Here is a 17374-nt window from a genome sequence, read left to right on the forward strand (position 1 = left end):
CTTTGGATTGGTACTGGGTGTGCTTAGATGAAGTAGAAAATAAACTTTGAGGAATGATCATGTCCCTATTACGCTATTTTGGGTTTGCTTTTTTTTTCACGATTATTGGTGTCTTTTTAGGAGGGGTTATTGGTTGGTTTGAAACGGAAAGTATTACTGGTTTTCTTAAATATTTTTTTATTTGCTTTGTTTTAGGAATTTTGGAAATTTCTTTATCTTTTGATAATTCTATTATCAATGCGCGTGTTCTTAGTAGAATGAGTCCATTGTGGCGTCGTCGTTTTCTTATATGGGGTATTTTGATAGCTGTATTTGGGATGAGAATTGTTTTTCCATTATTGGTGGTTGTCGTTGCTGTTGGGATTAATCCAATTGCGGCAGTCAAATTAGCGATATGGGAACCACATCGATATGCTGAAGTTTTAACCGATGCGCATATGGGGATTGCTGCTTTTGGAGGAACTTTCCTTATGATGGTTGGCTTAAAATATTTTTTTGATTCTGAAAAAGAGGTGCATTGGCTTAATGTTATAGAGAGATCTGCTCAAAAGTTTGGGGCGCTTGTTGGAATTGATATTGCAATTGTTTTGATTTTGATCTTATTTGTTTCAGCTCAGATTGACGCAGAAAATAAAATAACTTTTTTATTGGCAGCACTTTATGGACTTTTGACCTTTATCGGTGTTGAAGTTGTCGGTCATCTCTTGGATACTCCTCAAAAGACTTTAACAACAGTAGCTCACGGGGGAGTAGGGGCGTTTCTTTATTTAGAAGTTCTTGATGCTAGTTTTTCTTTCGATGGCGTGGTTGGTGCTTTTGCCTTTTCACACAACCTTTTTATTATTGCGATAGGTCTTGGTATCGGAGCATTTTACGTTCGTTCTATGACAATTATGTTGGTTGAATCAGGAACATTATTGCATTATCGTTATTTAGAGCATGGTGCTTTTTATGCAATTCTAGTTCTTGCAGTGATTATGTATCTGCAAACGATTATATCGGTTCCTGAAGTTTTAACAGGACTTGTGGGAGTCTGTATTATTGGAATGGCATTATATTCTTCAATTCGTTTTAAGCATCGTCAATTAGATAAACATGTTGCATCTAAGTAATGGAGATTTCTTCCTTTTTCACACTTTTGTTTATCGCATATCTTTGAATAGAAAGAGGTCTTTTATGCAAAATAAAATACTATTTTATTGCTTATTTGCGTTTTTTTAAAGTTGAGTTCATTGCATGATACTACCCATGAAGCCAATAATGTACAATCTCTAGGATACTTTTTGACCTAAATATAAGACAGAAAGCTGATGTTATACTTTTTAGCAGCTTTCAATACTATGACAAACTTTTGCATTAATGGTTCATAAGAGGCCTTTTTGCATGTTTTTTTGAATGATTTCTATTCATACATTGGATTCTCTTTGTAACGTGTAAGAGAATGGTTTTGAAACAGGTTTGAAATGAGAGAATTTACGATATTCTGGACTCTTACTTAAATATGTGAAAAATGATTTATCCTTTATAAATCAGTGTATTATAATGGTAGATTAGAGAAGGATCTTTTAAGAGACCATTAAAAGTTCTATACCGGCTTCGTTCATTGTTTTAAGCATAGTGTTTAGTGATCCGTTTACATCTATACCAGCACAGGCATTTAATGAAACACTGACTTTAAAACCGCATTGCATAGCGTGAAGAGCAGAAAATCCGACACAAAAATCAGTTGCTAAGCCACACATAATGAGCTTAGTAAAACCATGTTCTTTGAGATAAACTTGTAAACCTGTTGGTGTTTTTTGATCATTTTCAAGAAAAGCAGAATAGCTATCCATTTTTTGATTATAGCCTTTTCTAAGGATAAGTTGTGCCTTTTCTACTCTAAGAGATGGATGGAATTCTGCTCCTTGTGTTCCTCGTATGCAATGATCAGGCCAAAGTATTTGAGGACCATAGTCAAGAATGACTGTATCATAGGGCTTTTTTTCAGGATAGCAGGAAGCAAAGCTGCAATGGTTTTTGGGATGCCAGTCTTGGGTTAAGATAACGTGGTCAAAATGATTTATGAGATTATTGACGGCGGGTAAAATAGCATCACCTTGAGGTACGGCAAGTGCTCCACCTAGTAAGAAGTCATTTTGAACATCAATGACGATTAAGGCTTTTTTTTCCATAAATATATTCCTATACGAGATGAGCTTTTATCGTATTTTTAAAAAGCTATATGTCGTCTTGAAGTTTTGAAATGATGTGCTGGATATTGATATTATTTTTATAATTATCAAGCCAAAAGAGGGGGATGGATAAGTTTTTACAATTGGCTTTATAGTTTTTTACGAATTGTAACCACGTACCAATGGGAAGGGCACTGTATTCATTTGTTGCTACGTGTTGATGCAAAGCTTTCATGATCATTGGGCTTGGGACGTCAGATCCCATAAGGCGGCGGTCGTTTTGTAAACGTAATTTAAGCCATATCAAGGCAAGGGGTGAAGACCATTGCTTTCCGTAGCAAAAAATCGATGAAAAAAGAGAAGGATTTTTTACTGCGTAATATAAAGCCCATAAAGCGAGAAAAGAAGGCGCATAGAGAATTGCTTTTCTTTGTGGTACCATATTACATTGATAAGTCGGTTTAATACGATAAAAATACAATGTTATATCTGGTATGGAAAAGAGAGGCAATGTTTGATAACAGGTTTCAGGTACAGCTAAAAAGATTTGCTTTTTGCTCTTTAGGGGGATGTTTTTTTGCATTCAGGACCATACTGGGGCTTGTGAGATTAGAAAAAATGTACCAATATAAAGCGAAAGCTTTTGATACGACGTAAGTGCTATTTACTGTACAGTTTCAAAAAGCAAAAGCAGTTTTTTCAAAATCCTAATCTTTAATATCGCATAATATAAAGAGAAATTTATGGCACGTCAATTTATCTATCATATGGCTGGGCTTAACAAGTCTTACGGCAATAAAAAAGTTCTAGAAAATATTCATTTGTCTTTTTATCCAGATGCGAAGATCGGTATTTTAGGGCCGAATGGTGCAGGGAAGTCAACTATTTTACGTATTATGGCTGGGCTAGATAAGGAATATACGGGAGAAGCATGGATTTCTGAAGGAGCACGCTGTGGTTATCTACCACAAGAACCTTTGCTTGATGCGAGCAAAGATGTGTGTGGTAATGTGATGGAAGGTGTTGCAGATAAACAGGAAATTCTTGAGCGTTATAACGAATTGATGATGAATTATAGCGAGGAAACGGCTGATGAAAGCGCACAGCTTCAGGACATTATTGACAGTCAGAATCTTTGGGATTTAGAAAGTCAAGTGGAAATGGCTATGGCTGCTCTTGGCTGTCCGCCAGCCGATGGGGATGTAACAAAACTTTCGGGTGGTGAGAAGCGGCGTGTTGCACTTTGTAAATTGCTTTTGTCAAAACCTGATTTATTACTTTTGGATGAACCGACAAACCATTTAGATGCTGAAACGACGGCTTGGCTTGAGAGGCATCTACGTGAATATCCTGGGGCTGTGCTTTTGATAACCCATGATCGTTATTTTCTCGACAATGTAACGGGTTGGATTTTAGAATTAGATCGCGGTAGAGGTATTCCTTATGAGGGGAACTATTCTGCTTATTTGGGGGCTAAAGCCAAGCGTTTGGCTCAGGAAGGCCGTGAAGAGGCAGCGCGTCAACGTGCTTTATCACGTGAGCAAGAATGGATCGCTTCTAGTCCAAAAGGGCGACAAGCAAAGTCAAAAGCTCGGATTAAGGCTTATGATGAGTTGGTTCAAGCAGCACGTGAGCGCCGTCCTGGAGAGGCGCAAATCATTATTCCTATTGGAGAAAGGTTAGGACAAGTTGTTATTGAGGTTGATAATCTCTCTAAAGCTTATGGTGAACGTGTATTGATTGATTCTCTTTCTTTTAAACTTCCTGCTGGTGGCATTGTCGGCGTTATTGGGGCCAATGGTATGGGAAAGTCGACCTTGTTTAAAATGTTGACGGGACAGGAAAAGCCCGATTCAGGTCAGATACGTATCGGTGAAACAGTTCACATGAGTTATGTGGATCAGAGTCGCGATTCCTTGGTGGGGGATAAAACTGTTTGGGAGGAAATTTCTGGTGGAAATGACATTATTAAATTAGGCAAATATGAGATGAATAGCCGCGCTTATTGCGGGGCTTTTAATTTCAAGGGGGCAGATCAGCAGCAGAAGGTGGCAAATTTATCAGGAGGGCAGCGCAATCGCGTACATTTGGCGAAACTTCTAAAAGAGGGGGGGAATGTGCTTCTTCTTGATGAACCGACAAATGATCTTGATACTGAAACATTGGGTGCATTGGAAGATGCATTGGAAAATTTCGCTGGTTGTGCAGTTATCATATCGCATGATCGTATGTTTCTTGATCGATTGGCAACACATATTTTAGCCTTTGAAGGTGATGGTCATGTAGAATGGTTTGAAGGTAATTTTGCTGAATATGAGGCTGATAAAGTTCGTCGTCTTGGGGCGGAATCTCTTAATCCTAAGCATGCAAATTATAAACCTCTTACACGCTAGAATTTTTTATCTTATCGCAACTTTGTTAGAATAATAGTGTATTTTATTGCGTTTGTTATTTCATAAATAAAGTGTGTGTGTACTCTGTGGGAGTTTTTATTCATTGAAAAGAGTAAGAGACACTTTATGAAATTATGACCTAAATAGGGTTATTTTACTCATGATATATAACCGGTTATTTTTTGTAAAACTGCAATGAAAAGGAGGGGATGGAGCGTATAGTATTACTTCTACAAATGCCTTGGTCATTGAGCATTATCATCTTTACTTAATAAAAATGCAAGCTGGCATTATCATGTTATTTTTTCTCAATAGTATGCAGTTCTTGTTTTTAGGTGGGCATAAAAGGTATTTTTATCCATCTGTCCCCTCCGTTTATGAGCTGTAAGAGAATGATTTGGATTGATTTATCATGAATAGATTTGAAATGAGAAAAATCTACGGTATTCCGGTTTTTTATTCAAGTTAAAAATGAATTATTATTATAAATCAATGTATTCTCATTATAACGAGAAGCAGGGAGATAAGATCTGTTCGTTTTTTACATTAGCCTATTTTTTTCATAGTATGATAAAATAGAGAGAACAAAATAGATGAGAATATGCGTTGTATGCTTGACTTTTTTTCCTATAAACAAATGTTTATAGGAATGTTTAGGGGATAATTATGAAAAAAAGTGCAAGTTTAGATGCAATGATTGTGCTGCTGAAAGCGGTCGCAGAAGTAAGCCATTTACGTGTTCTTAGGCTCTTACATCATGAAGATTTAACAATTCCTGATTTTATTTTTATTCTTGATCAGTCGCAAGCGTGTATATCACGATATTTACGTTTATTGTACGAAGCACGATTGATTGAGCGTTATCAGAAGGGGGATAGCCTTTATTTTAAGCTTTGTCATGATTTTTGGGGTAAAGACATTGTGATAGGTATTCTTTCGGCTTTGCCAAAGGATGATGTGTTGTTAGCGCATGATTTAGAACGTTTGAAGGATGTTAAAAAGCAGCGTCAAAAAACGAGGAAGAAGCATTTCTTACAAAATGCGTTGCAACGGGATGTATTACGGTCATCCTATATGGCAGATCATGGTGTAGAAAACTCGTTACTTGAAATCATTGGCGATAAACCATTTCAGACGATGTTGAATATTGGAAGAGGTGGAGACTCTATCTTAAAATTGTTTTCTAATCTTTATACGCATGCGGTTCAAGTTGTGCTTGATAGCAATGTTTTTCACTTGTCTGTTGGAGATACAACTTTTGATTTAGTTATTCTTCATTGGGTTTTACATTTTCTTGAAAATCCTGAAATATTCCTTCATGAGATATCAAGTGTTTTGCGTCCTCATGGCCGTTTATTGATTGTGGATTTTGGTTATCATGAAATTGAGTCTTCATATTCTGATCAAGTGCATATGCGTTTTGGATTTTCGGCTTTACAAATAGAACAATGGCTTAAAAATGCGGGACTTGTTCTAGAACAAACGGTTTGTCTTACTCCTATACAAAATGAAAACAGTGAGGAGGGGAGTGCTACGCTTTGGCTTGCTCGTGATCCGCGTTTATTGGTTGACGATATCAAAGATAAACAAGTAGATTTTGCATAAATCGCGTTTGTTAACGTACTTTATACTCTGATTTTTCTCAAGAATAGCGTAGAGATAAAACTTTATTCAATCATTGATAAGCTATTGTTTTTTACATTTGTATTATGTTTTTATATGGGAGTATTGGTGTTTTATAGCGGCGTGTAGGCTGTATAATGAAGCACCTTCTATAGAGTTAAGCCTATGAGGATCATTATTTAAGGTGTTCTTGATATCATATTTATGTTATTAGCCAATATATTGATTTTAAAAGATCATTGATTTTTTTAGACTCAATAAGAGGTTTAAATACAGGAATGTTGTTTCATTTCAAATTTCCTGTTTCAGAATCCGAAAGAGTCTGTTTGTCTGCTACAAAAGAAGGTATTTATCTTAATGATACCGTTTGTAAAAGAAAATACATCTTTCATACATTTTCTAAATGTGGGAGCGGCTGCAATATGATATAATGCCGCACAATATAATCATAGTGAAGGCTCATACCTTCATAAATGTCAAAGATGGTGGTGCCCAATAGATCTTAAAATATCTCTTTAAAACAGGTTTTTAGATAAGGAGTACGTTGGAACTTTTAGTGAGGGGTGCAAAAAGATGCTCTAAAAAGACGAAAAAGTAAAAGGGTAAGACAATGCATTATATTCATAAAAATAAGATCGGCGATGATCTAGGGATAGTCTGTGGCTGAAAGTAGGAAAGAAAAGTGTGATATTACACTAAAGTTTCGTATCTCTTTATCATGAGAAGTTATGAAGGTTATTAAATAAGTCCATTGTTTTTGCCAAAAGTATTTTCTTTCTTTTTATGTTTGCCGCTCATCTTATGACGCAGTCCGTTGGTATAGCGTAAAATTGATAGGGCACCATCGTCTTTAGTTTAAGTAAAAGTTGTAAGCCGGCATCATCGTTTTATGTTTTTTATCCATATGCTTCTTCTTGTTTGTGATGTGCGGTAGTATGGCTATTCATTAATTCAATAGACGAAGATTTAAAATAAGGGAACCTTACGTTCTTGAGATCTCTCATGTAAATTGTAAAATGATGAGTTATGATTGTAAATCAATGAATTGTTTACGTTAGAAGAACAGAATATAAAAATTTTTGAGCATAGAAACTACTGTGTGTATTATTTTACGGGATCATTTAAATGATAGAGATTAAGAGAAAATGTCTGTATTGATTTCGGTTTGTTATGTTAAAATGCGTTAGAGACTGTTGGTTATTGTAAAATGGTTTATCGTTATTTGGAATGACGATGGGGCGTGATTCGAAACAAATACCTTCAGAGCTCTCATTTTTTCATAAGATTAAGCTGTTTAAGTTCCTCATTGATTGTTACATGAGGGATGTAACAATATTTTAATGATCATTTACAGAAATTTTTTATAAAGATAGATAAGATTTTATTTTCTCTAATTTATTGTTTTATTTAAATAATTCATAGCTTTCTTGCAAGAAGATGTTTTCCATTTTTTACGGTTATTTGTGTAAGATTTTAAAAATCTACGTTTTTCTTTTTGTGGTGATTGCTGTTGGAAAAGTGATTCTACTTTTACGTAGTTTGATTTTTATAGGGTGGATACGTAGAAATTACTGTTTTTTAATATGATCATCAGAGTTATGAAAGAAACTATTTAAAAGTTATAATGATCGTAGATTCTAATTGATGCTTCTTGAAATAAAATTGCTTCAAATTGGGTCATTTTGAACTTTTTTTGCCTAAATTTAAACATTTTTAAATAATTTATAATTCTTTTATGTTTTTTTGCGTAGAAGATGATAAGAATTTCTTGTTGTTTAAAGAATTTTATTCCATAGCAAGAATATTGCATCGGCTATCTTAGTGGTTGATGTAAGAGGACAATCGGGGAACCTCCTCCCCCCCCCCCCCGCGTGGATCCCCTAGATTGTCTGGCCTGACTGAGGATTTCCTCAGTCAGGCTTTTTGTAATTATTTTAGGAAATGTAAGGTGTTATTAGGGGGGAGGTGTAAAATTTGTTATTGTTTCGCCTATAGTACCTAAATACATAGAGGGGCGAGTCTTATTGGGCGGATAGTGTTAGCGTATTCATTTTTAATAATTTGATTTTTCTTTATTGAGGCATTGTTGAATGCTATAAGGGGAATCATAAAAGGAATCTATGTTTGTATTCTGTGGTCTTTAGGTAAGAGATAATGGGATCTTTTTCGCATCGTATTATTTTTATTTTATTCGTATTTTTTATTTTTGGCGCTGTCTTTTTTGCTTCTCGAAGTGGTGTTGTTTATCAGTTTTTTCCCGGTCGCTCTTCTTTTTCTTCTCAGCAGCTTGATGTAACAGAGGAGGAGTTATTAGAGAGATTATCCGTATCTTTTCCAGATATTATCAAGCATCTTTCTAAAATGACCCCTCAACAGCAAGAGTTGTTTATTGCGCAGCTGCGTCGTGATGTAATTGCGCTTGCTTCTAAAAGTGGTCAGAGTCGTGAGCAGGCTCAAAAATCTGGTGAAACTGTTGCTATGGCTCTCTCGAAAGCGATTTCTCGTCCTTCCGTTGCTAATGCTTATTTTTAGCTATTTTTTTAATCGCGCTTTTGGGGTTTATTTTAAGGAGAAAGAGCTTCTCTTGAAATTTTGAAAAGTGCGAGGAGATGATCAATTTGTAAGGTATTAACAAAATTTATCTCTCAAAAGGTAAGCAATTGGAGTATAAGGGTAATGTTGCAATCATTACAGGAGTGATAGAAAGTCTATCAAGGGTATTGGTCCAAGTTAATTGCATTATCAATCGCTACAATGACAAAAGCAGTATTGACTATAATAAAACACGTTAACTGCATTTTATATGCCGGTTATTTTTTTATTTGATATGAGAAAATAAAATTTTTTAAAGGATTTAAGCTTTTTTTGTTCTACAGATTTTAGGATATTTATCCACTTGTATGATTTCTGAAAATGAGGTGCAAGACTGATAAGATGATAGTCTGTGACAAAGAAAAAATATTTGAATGAAGATGAGAGGTCTATTTTTATTTAAAAAGGCTTTGGGGGTATTGAGTTTTCTAACATTTTTCAAAAAAAATAGACACAAGTAATTGTTAAGCTTTGTTGTAGGGATAAAAACGGATATAACTTTTTTAGTATATTGTTTTATAATGATAATTTATCATTTTATATTGAATGAGAATCTTAAGAATTGTAAAATCCTCTCATTTTAAATTTATCCATGGTGAAAAAATTAAAATCAGTTTCTTGTATACCACAAGTAGAGGCTTGTGTGGATAAAAACTCTTTATAAAAAGGAATTAAAAAGCTTCTTTGAGACATCTTGAGAGCTAAAAGTCTGTTCCAATATTTTGAATTGGTAAAGAGTATGATGGTTTTAGTATATTTATGAATTTTTTATGCGCAATGATGGGGGGATTTGTTTTGTGATTTTTTGAGGTTTTATCGGACATAAAGAGTGCAGTGGGTGTTTATTAATCAGAGAGAAGCGTTGATAACGATTTATATTTTTTGTGAACCTTTTTTGATATCGAGCATCTTCGGTAAAAAGATGCTCTTGTCTCTCTTTCTTTGAGGGATTGATCTCAATAAAAAAATTAATAATCTTATGTAAAAAATATTACATCTAGTTCAGATGCTATTTTTTTAATATAAAAATTGATTGATACAACAGAGATAGCCGCAAGTTATAGATTATATCATTTTATTTGATACGCTATAAGATTAATTATAGTCTTTTTATTTTTTTATTTTATGATATAGAGAAATCTGAGACTTGTGCATAAAGATATATTCTTTTATTTCATAATTTTAGCTTGAAATTGTCTTACTATTTCCTTTTTAAAGACGTTCTTTTGCTTTCTTTTTTGTATAATACATTTGCAAATTACTTGCGGCTAGAATTTGAGAATGTTTGAGTGAAGAGAAAGAAAATGCAATTTTTGAAAATCTTGTTAAATACAGCATGTGCTGTATTTTTTGTATTTGATATAAGTTGGACTCATAGTGTCTTAAATGTTGCGGAATCAGGAGAAACCTCAGTGATTGTTGCTTCTAAGATTTCTGCTCGTCCTTATGAGTTTCTTATTCAGAAACTTGCGAATAAATATAATGTTCCCGTTAATTTAGCACATGCTGTTGTAAAAGTTGAAAGTAATTATAAGGCAGGTATAAAGGGGGCTGCTGGCGAAATAGGTTTGATGCAAATTAAACCCTCTACGGCACGAGGGTTGGGCTTTAGTGGTTCTGTACAGGATTTGTACGATCCTGCGACCAATCTTGAATATGGTATGCGTTATTTGGCAAGGGCCTATAAACTCAGTGGTGGAAGTACGTGTGGTACAATCCTTAAATATAACGCAGGTCATGCTGCAAAAAAAATGAATTCCATTTCAGCGAAATATTGCGCAAAAGTAAAGACTTATCTGGCTTCATTAAAATAAAAACATCTGTTGAGAGAGGTTTGTCATAAAATATTTTAAGATGCTATTTTCACGGAGCAGAAAATGTTTTATAAATCAGTATGTCAGTCGGCTGGGCAGCCGCGCTTGTCTGATACTGAAATACGGCAGGTGAGGAAAGTCCGGGCTCCATGGAAAGACGGTGCCGGGTAACACCCGGCAGGGGTGACCCTAGGGAAAGTGCCACAGAAAGTAAACCGCCTATTTTTATAGGTAAGGGTGAAAGGGTGGAGTAAGAGCCCACCGCGCATTCAGTAATGAATGTGGCAAGGTAAACCCCACCGGGAGCAAGACCAAATAGAAATGACGTGCAAAATTTAATTTGCAGCCGATTTCCGGGCGAGTCATTCGGGTAGGTTGCACGAGGCGGATGGTAACATCCGTCCCAGATGAATGGTTGCCATGTAAAGTGTAAGCTTTACTCTACAGAACCCGGCTTATAGGCCGACTGATATTTCATGATGATAGGCGATATTTTATAAGATCAATTATATATGGTCTTTTATGGAGTCTATGTGTTTGAAATGGACACTTGAGCAAAGGGTGTTTAAAAAAATTATAACATTTCTTTAAGTATAATGCGTTAGGATCTGTTTTGGGATAACTTTAGTTTTTTCGTTCATTGTGATTAATGTGAAAGTTGAAGGTCAGGTTATTCTAAGATCAGTTGCCATGAGAGAGCTGTTGATTTAAGACAGCATAACTTCAAGACGGATTATTTTGATAAAGCAGGATCAAAGAGCTGAACGCCATATTCCAGTGTTGTTACAGCCAGTTTTGGCTGGGCTTATGCCATTGGTTGGAGCAAAAGTAATTGATGGTACCTTTGGTGCTGGTGGGTATACGCGTGCTTTATTAAAGGCAGGAGCACAGGTGATTGCTCTTGATCGTGATCCTCATGCTATCAGCGCGGGACAATCGCTTGTTGATGAATTTTTTCCACGCCTTCGTTTGGTCCATATGGCGTTTTCACAGCTCGATCGTGTCGTTGAAGAGAAGGTGGATGCAGTTATTTTGGATATTGGTGTCTCTTCAATGCAGCTTGATGAAGCAGAAAGAGGTTTTTCTTTTCAAAAAGATGGTCCATTGGATATGCGAATGGCTCAGACTGGTTTTACAGCCAGCGATGTTGTCAATCATTTAAAAGCAAGGGATTTGGCACGTATTTTTAAGATATTAGGGGAAGAGCGTTATGCGGGGCGAATTGCACGGATGATTGAAAAGCGTCGTGTTGTGCAGCCTTTTTTGCGTACAGGTGATTTGGCGTATGCTATCGAAACGTTGATAGGACGTAAGCCGGGAGATCGTATTCATCCGGCAACACGTGTATTTCAGGCTCTTCGTATCTATGTTAATGATGAAATTGGTGAATTGGCATGTGGTTTATTTGCTGCTGAACGCGTTTTAAAAGCTGGAGGCCGTTTGGGGGTTGTCAGTTTTCATTCTCTTGAAGATCGTATGGTCAAAAGATTTTTTTCGGCTCGTTCTGGAGAATGTATGAGATCACGCTATCTGCCAGAAATAAAGGCTGCTCCAGCAACATTTTTTCCTTTGTTTCGAGGTGGGATCACGGCAACTAAAGAGGAGTTACAGAAAAATCCTCGTTCACGTTCTGCGAGGTTGCGTATTGGTGTACGGACTGAAGCAGAGGCTCTTGCAGCAGATATGAAATTATTTGGTTTAGCAGAGATTGCCAGTTTTGAAGGCAGCAAAAAATGACAGTTTTTCGTACATTTGATATGATTTTAGTGTTGATTATGATTTGTATGGCAGGACTTACTTATAAGGTAAAATATGATGTTCAAAAGCGAATGAACGAAGTTCTTCATCTTGAGCATGAAATTGCTGCAGCAAAAAATACGGTAAGTTTGCTTCATGCTGAGTGGGCTGTGATGATAAGGCCTTCACGCATGCAAAAACTTGCGAAACGTTATCAGAAAGAACTTGGGTTAGAGGTTATACAGCCGCGTCAAATCGTGGAGTTTAAAGACATTCCGGTACGGGTACATGATCAAATTGAAGAAGTGATTAAACAAAATATCTTGGAAGATAATCAAGATATTTTGACAAATAATCGGGCTTCTCAGATCAATAGTGTTGTCCAAAAAGGCGCGCAGTAATGAAATCGACTTTTTTATTCTCACAGAAGAAAAAGCGCTTAAAGAATTCGTTGAATAATCATAATGTTTCTGTTCGTCGTCCCTATTCTAGTCGTCCACGTTTGCTTTTTTCGTTGTTCTGCTTTTTAATTTTATATGGCATCATGGGGGCTTGCCTTATTTCTTATGGGTTGGAAGGTGGACAGATTGAAGAAGCAAAAGGGCCTGGAGTTCTTCAATTGATGGCACGTCCTGATATCGTTGATCGTAATGGTCGTTTATTGGCAACAGATATTAAAACTTATTCACTTTTTGCTGAGCCACGACGTATTATTGATGTGGATGAAACAATTGAATTGCTCTCAACAGTTTTGCCTGATCTTAATTGGCAGGAAACCTATAAGCGCTTAAAAAGAAAATCTAGTTTTTCTTGGATACAGCGGGGGTTAACACCAATGCAGAAGACGCAAATTATGGCTCTTGGTATACCAGGAATTGGTTTTCGGACTGAAATTCGTCGTTTTTATCCTGATGGACCTGTAACTTCCCATATTCTCGGTATGGTGAATGTTGATAATCAGGGCATTGCAGGTATGGAAAAATATATTGATGATGCGGGGTTGAGTGCTTTGCGTGCCGCTGGTCTTGCCATGGAAGAATCGTTAAAACAAGTTCAGCTTTCGATTGATGTGCGTGTTCAGGCAATTGTTCATGATGAACTTATTCAGGCTATGAAGCGTTATAAGGCAATTGCTGCAGGAGCTGTTATTTTAAATATACATACGGGGGAAGTTTTGGCTTTGGCATCACTACCAGATTTTGATCCTGGAAATCCTATCGAAGCTTTAAAAAGTGATCGTCTCAATCGGATGACGGCAGGAGCTTTTGAAATGGGATCAATTATTAAAAGTTTTACGACCGCCATGGCACTTGATTCCAATATTTTTCATTTAAACAGTATTATTGATGCTTCAAAGCCAATAAAAGCAAGTAGTGGGTATACTATTCATGATTTTCATGGAAAAAATCGACCCTTAACGTTATGGGAGGTTTTTATTTATTCTTCTAATATTGGTTCTGCTAAAGAGGCATTGGCGATAGGGATTGATAAACATCGTGGTTTTTTACAAAAACTTGGATTACTGGATCGTCTCACAACAGAGTTGCCTGAAGTTGCCCACCCTATTGTGCCACATCATTGGAAGGATATACATTCTATGACGATTTCTTTTGGGCATGGTATGGCAACAACACCCTTGCAAACAGCTGTCGGGGCTGCTGCTTTAATGAATGGTGGTTGGTTAATTGCTCCGACATTTTTAAAACGCACAAAAGAACAAACTCTGCACCATGCAAAACGGGTTTTGCAGGCTAAAACAAGTCAAAATATGCGTTACCTTTATCAATTAAATAGTGATATTGGTTCTGGACGTAATGCAAAAGTAGAAGGCTATCGTGTAGGTGGTAAGACAGGAACAGCTGAAAAAGTTGAAAATGGAAAATATTCTAAAACAAAAAATTTCAATAGTTTTCTTGCTGCTTTTCCTATTGAAGATCCTGCTTATGTTGTTTTAACAATTATCGATGAACCAAAGCCAGAGGAGGGACAGCGTTCAGCAACAGCGGGAATGAATGCTGGACCAATGCTTGCTAATATTGTTCGTCGCACAGCTAGTTTTCTTGGTGTAAAACCCGATTTTAAAAAAGAATATGAGCCTCTTTTAAGTAAAAAGAGCAATTCAAGTTTCGTTAAACAACGGTAAAATGAATATAAAGGTGCGTTATCATGTTGTTGGGAACAGTTTTTACAGAATGTGTTGAAGATGAAAGTCTTTCTTCAATAGAAATAACAGGAATCAGTGTGGATTCTCGGCAAGTTTTGCCAGGCTATGTTTTTGTCGCTGTTCAAGGAAAAAAAAGTGATGGAAGGCACTATATAGATGATGCGATAAAGCGTGGCGCACGAGCAATCGTTACAGATTATCATGCTGTTCTTGAGGATTTATCTGTTCCCATTTTACGTGTTTCTAATGTTCGTCATAGTTTAGCGTTGGCAGCTGCACGTTTTTACGGTTCTCAGCCTGAAACGGTCGTTGCTGTGACTGGTACAAGTGGTAAAACATCTGTTGTTTCTTTTCTTCGGCAAATTTGGACTTATGCTGGATTTTGTGCTGCGAGTATAGGAACGGTTGGTGTTGTTTCTCCTAAACGGAATGTTTATGGTTCTCTCACAACACCTGATCCGGTCGTCTTGCACCGTCTTCTTTATGAAATTTCTCATGAAGGTGTGACTCATGCAGCTCTTGAAGCTTCTTCGCATGGGCTTGACCAAGGACGACTTGATGGAGTCCGTTTAACGGCTGGTGCCTTTACCAATTTAGGGCGAGATCACATGGATTATCACACGGGGGTAGAGGATTATTTGCGGGCTAAAATGAGGTTGTTTGATACACTTTTGCCTGTATCTGCTCCTGCTTTGATTTTTGCTGATGATGTTTATTCACAAAAGGTTATTGATGTTGTTACACAAGCGCGCCGCCGTGTCTTGACAATTGGTCGTAAGGGGCAATTTATCACGATTAATCGTGTCGAACATCAACGCTCAAAACAGTGTATTGAGTGTCGTGTGGAAAACAATATTTATACATTTGATTTGCCTTTAGCTGGAGATTTTCAGGTCGCCAATGCGCTTATGGCAGCGGGGTTAGCAATTGCAACGGGCGTTTCACCTCGTAAGGTTTTTTCTGCGCTTGAAACTTTGCAGGGAGCACCTGGGCGGTTAGAGTTTGTGGGAAAGACAGAAAATAATGCGCTTGTTTACATTGATTATGCCCATAAACCAGAAGCTTTGGAGCAGGTTTTGCTTTCTGTTCGTCCCTTTACGCAAGGGCGCTTGATCGTTGTTTTTGGTTGTGGAGGAGATCGTGATCAAGGGAAAAGACCTTTGATGGGAAAAATTGCGGCGGATAAAGCGGACATTGTTATTGTAACGGATGATAATCCTCGCACAGAAATGCCAGAAAAAATACGCAAGGATATTTTACAGGCGGTGCCAACAGCAATAGAGATAGCAGATCGTGGAGAGGCTATTTCTTACGCGGTGGAGCTTTTGAAAGTTGGTGATACATTAATCATTGCTGGAAAAGGTCATGAGGATGGCCAAATTATAGGGCAGACAACTTATCCTTTTTCAGATCGTCTGAAAGCGATAGAAGCTTTAGAGGACCGAAAAAAATGACAGCTTTATGGGATAAGCAAGCACTTGTTGCTGCAGTTAATGGTGTTGTAATGGGAAGCCTGCCAGAAACTTTTTCTGGGGTTTCCATTGATAGCCGTACTCTTGCGGAAGGGGATGTTTTTTTCTGCATTAAAGGGCATCATCTTGATGGTCATGATTTTGCTGCGCAAGCTTATGAACGAGGTGCAGGCGTTCTTATCGTTACGGAACACCGTTTGAGGGATATGAAAAAGATATCGGCTCCACTCATTGTCGTTCCTGATGTTTTGAAAGCCTTAGAACAACTTGCACAAGCTGCACGCAAACGTTCAAGAGCTAAGATTATCGCGATAACAGGATCGGTGGGAAAAACAACGACAAAAGAAGCTTTGAAACAAGCACTTGCAACGGCTGGGAATGTTCATGCGAATCTCGCTTCTTTAAACAATTGCTGGGGGGTTCCACTCACTTTAGCGCGGATGCCTGTGGAGAGTGATTATGGTATCTTTGAAATTGGCATGAATCACAGAGATGAAATTCGCCCTCTGGTCAAACTGGTTTGTCCGCATGTTGCTCTCATTACGCATATTTGTGCAGGACATATGGGTTTTTTCAAGGATCTTGAAGAAATAGCAAAGGCAAAAGCTGAAATTTTTGAAGGATTGGATGAGGAAGGCATTGCCATTTTAAATGCGGATAGTGATTTTTTTTCTTATCTCGTTCAAAAAGCAAAGAAATGCGGTGTAAAAAAGATCTTAAGCTTTGGTGAGACTAAAGATGCTGATTATCAAGCGCATGATATACGTCTTCTAACCGATAGTTCTTCTATGATTGTGCGTATGGGGGGGCGGGATAGGGAGGTCCAAATTGGTGCTCCTGGGCGCCATATTGTGCAAAATAGTTTAGGGGTTATTGCTGCTTGTGATGCTATGGGGGTTGAGCTAGAGCCTGTTTTTCTTTCTTTTCGCCATTTTTCTTCTCAAAAGGGGCGAGGTGTTCGTTATCGACTGTCTTTATCAAATGGGGGTGAATTTTATCTCATTGATGAAAGCTATAATGCAAATCCTGCTTCTATGCGTGCTGCACTTGAGCTTCTTGCTACAGGGCCTGTAGGGAAAGGGGGGCGGCGAATTGCTATTTTAGGAGATATGCTAGAGTTAGGGGAGTATAGTGAAAAGCTTCATCGTGATTTAATAAAACCAATACGTCTTTCTGGTGCTAATCCGGTTTTTCTATTTGGTGAGGCGATGAAATCTTTAGTCAGTGATTTGTCTGCTGGTGTTAAGGTTCATTATGCTGAAAATATTGAGAAAATTTTATCGCTTCTTTTAGCAGAAATTTCTTCTGGGGATCTGCTTATGGTTAAATCATCCAATAGCCTTTGTTCATCAAATATTGTGACTGCATTGCTTGATCGCTATAAAGCGGTTTCTTCATAGTTTTA

12 protein-coding genes and 1 other RNA gene are annotated in these 17374 nt (G+C 37.2%); 11 read left to right on the forward strand and 2 right to left on the reverse strand.

Annotation, left to right across the window (positions count from 1 at the left end; genetic code table 11):
- Positions 1 to 59: 59 nt before the first annotated feature.
- The gene (locus tag ACFIMP_RS05680) at positions 60 to 1112 is read left to right on the forward strand and encodes a DUF475 domain-containing protein (RefSeq protein ID WP_375671884.1); all 1053 of its coding nucleotides are present in this window, start codon (positions 60 to 62) and stop codon (positions 1110 to 1112) included.
- Positions 1113 to 1565: 453 nt separating this feature from the next.
- Here the strand turns inward: ACFIMP_RS05680 and pncA are convergent, their stop codons facing one another.
- Positions 1566 to 2174, reverse strand: a complete 609-nt coding sequence (gene pncA / locus ACFIMP_RS05685) for a bifunctional nicotinamidase/pyrazinamidase (protein WP_273790795.1) — start codon at positions 2172 to 2174, stop codon at positions 1566 to 1568.
- A 46-nt stretch (positions 2175 to 2220) separates the two neighbouring features.
- Entirely contained in the window at positions 2221 to 2757 is a 537-nt protein-coding gene (locus tag ACFIMP_RS05690) for a hypothetical protein (protein WP_375636811.1), read from the reverse strand.
- 160 nt (positions 2758 to 2917) lie between these two features.
- Here ACFIMP_RS05690 and ettA point away from each other — a divergent pair, with 160 nt between their 5' ends.
- From ettA to ACFIMP_RS05740, 10 genes are all read left to right on the forward strand, one after another.
- Positions 2918 to 4567 (forward strand): energy-dependent translational throttle protein EttA, encoded by a 1650-nt coding sequence (ettA, locus tag ACFIMP_RS05695; protein WP_375686120.1) that lies wholly within the window; start codon positions 2918 to 2920, stop codon positions 4565 to 4567.
- A 666-nt stretch (positions 4568 to 5233) separates the two neighbouring features.
- Complete coding sequence (locus ACFIMP_RS05700) at positions 5234 to 6172, forward strand: ArsR/SmtB family transcription factor (protein ID WP_375636810.1); 939 nt, start codon at positions 5234 to 5236, stop codon at positions 6170 to 6172.
- A gap of 2172 nt (positions 6173 to 8344) precedes the next feature.
- Positions 8345 to 8722 (forward strand): hypothetical protein, encoded by a 378-nt coding sequence (locus ACFIMP_RS05705; RefSeq protein WP_375611985.1) that lies wholly within the window; start codon positions 8345 to 8347, stop codon positions 8720 to 8722.
- A gap of 1364 nt (positions 8723 to 10086) precedes the next feature.
- The gene (locus ACFIMP_RS05710; protein ID WP_375613362.1) at positions 10087 to 10596 is read left to right on the forward strand and encodes a lytic transglycosylase domain-containing protein; all 510 of its coding nucleotides are present in this window, start codon (positions 10087 to 10089) and stop codon (positions 10594 to 10596) included.
- Positions 10597 to 10679: 83 nt separating this feature from the next.
- Positions 10680 to 11070, forward strand: an RNA gene (rnpB, locus tag ACFIMP_RS05715) — RNase P RNA component class A.
- 264 nt (positions 11071 to 11334) lie between these two features.
- A complete protein-coding gene (gene rsmH, locus ACFIMP_RS05720) occupies positions 11335 to 12333 on the forward strand; it encodes a 16S rRNA (cytosine(1402)-N(4))-methyltransferase RsmH (protein ID WP_375613363.1) in 999 nt (332 codons plus the stop codon).
- Complete coding sequence (gene ftsL, locus ACFIMP_RS05725; protein ID WP_375611988.1) at positions 12330 to 12734, forward strand: cell division protein FtsL; 405 nt, start codon at positions 12330 to 12332, stop codon at positions 12732 to 12734. Before rsmH ends, ftsL begins: the two co-directional genes overlap by 4 nt.
- A complete protein-coding gene (locus ACFIMP_RS05730; protein ID WP_375613364.1) occupies positions 12734 to 14476 on the forward strand; it encodes a peptidoglycan D,D-transpeptidase FtsI family protein in 1743 nt (580 codons plus the stop codon). The genes ftsL and ACFIMP_RS05730 overlap by 1 nt, the downstream gene beginning before the upstream one ends.
- Positions 14477 to 14499: 23 nt before the next feature.
- Positions 14500 to 15951 carry a UDP-N-acetylmuramoyl-L-alanyl-D-glutamate--2,6-diaminopimelate ligase gene (locus tag ACFIMP_RS05735; RefSeq protein ID WP_375611990.1) on the forward strand — a complete coding sequence of 484 codons (1452 nt, stop codon included), beginning with the start codon at positions 14500 to 14502 and terminating at the stop codon, positions 15949 to 15951.
- On the forward strand, positions 15948 to 17369 hold the full coding sequence (locus tag ACFIMP_RS05740) for a UDP-N-acetylmuramoyl-tripeptide--D-alanyl-D-alanine ligase (protein WP_375613366.1): 1422 nt from the start codon (positions 15948 to 15950) through the stop codon (positions 17367 to 17369). Before ACFIMP_RS05735 ends, ACFIMP_RS05740 begins: the two co-directional genes overlap by 4 nt.
- Positions 17370 to 17374: the final 5 nt, after the last annotated feature.

Origin of the sequence: Bartonella sp. AP65SXKL (genome assembly GCF_042195725.1) — a bacterium.
Taxonomy (GTDB): Bacteria; Pseudomonadota; Alphaproteobacteria; order Rhizobiales; family Rhizobiaceae; genus Bartonella.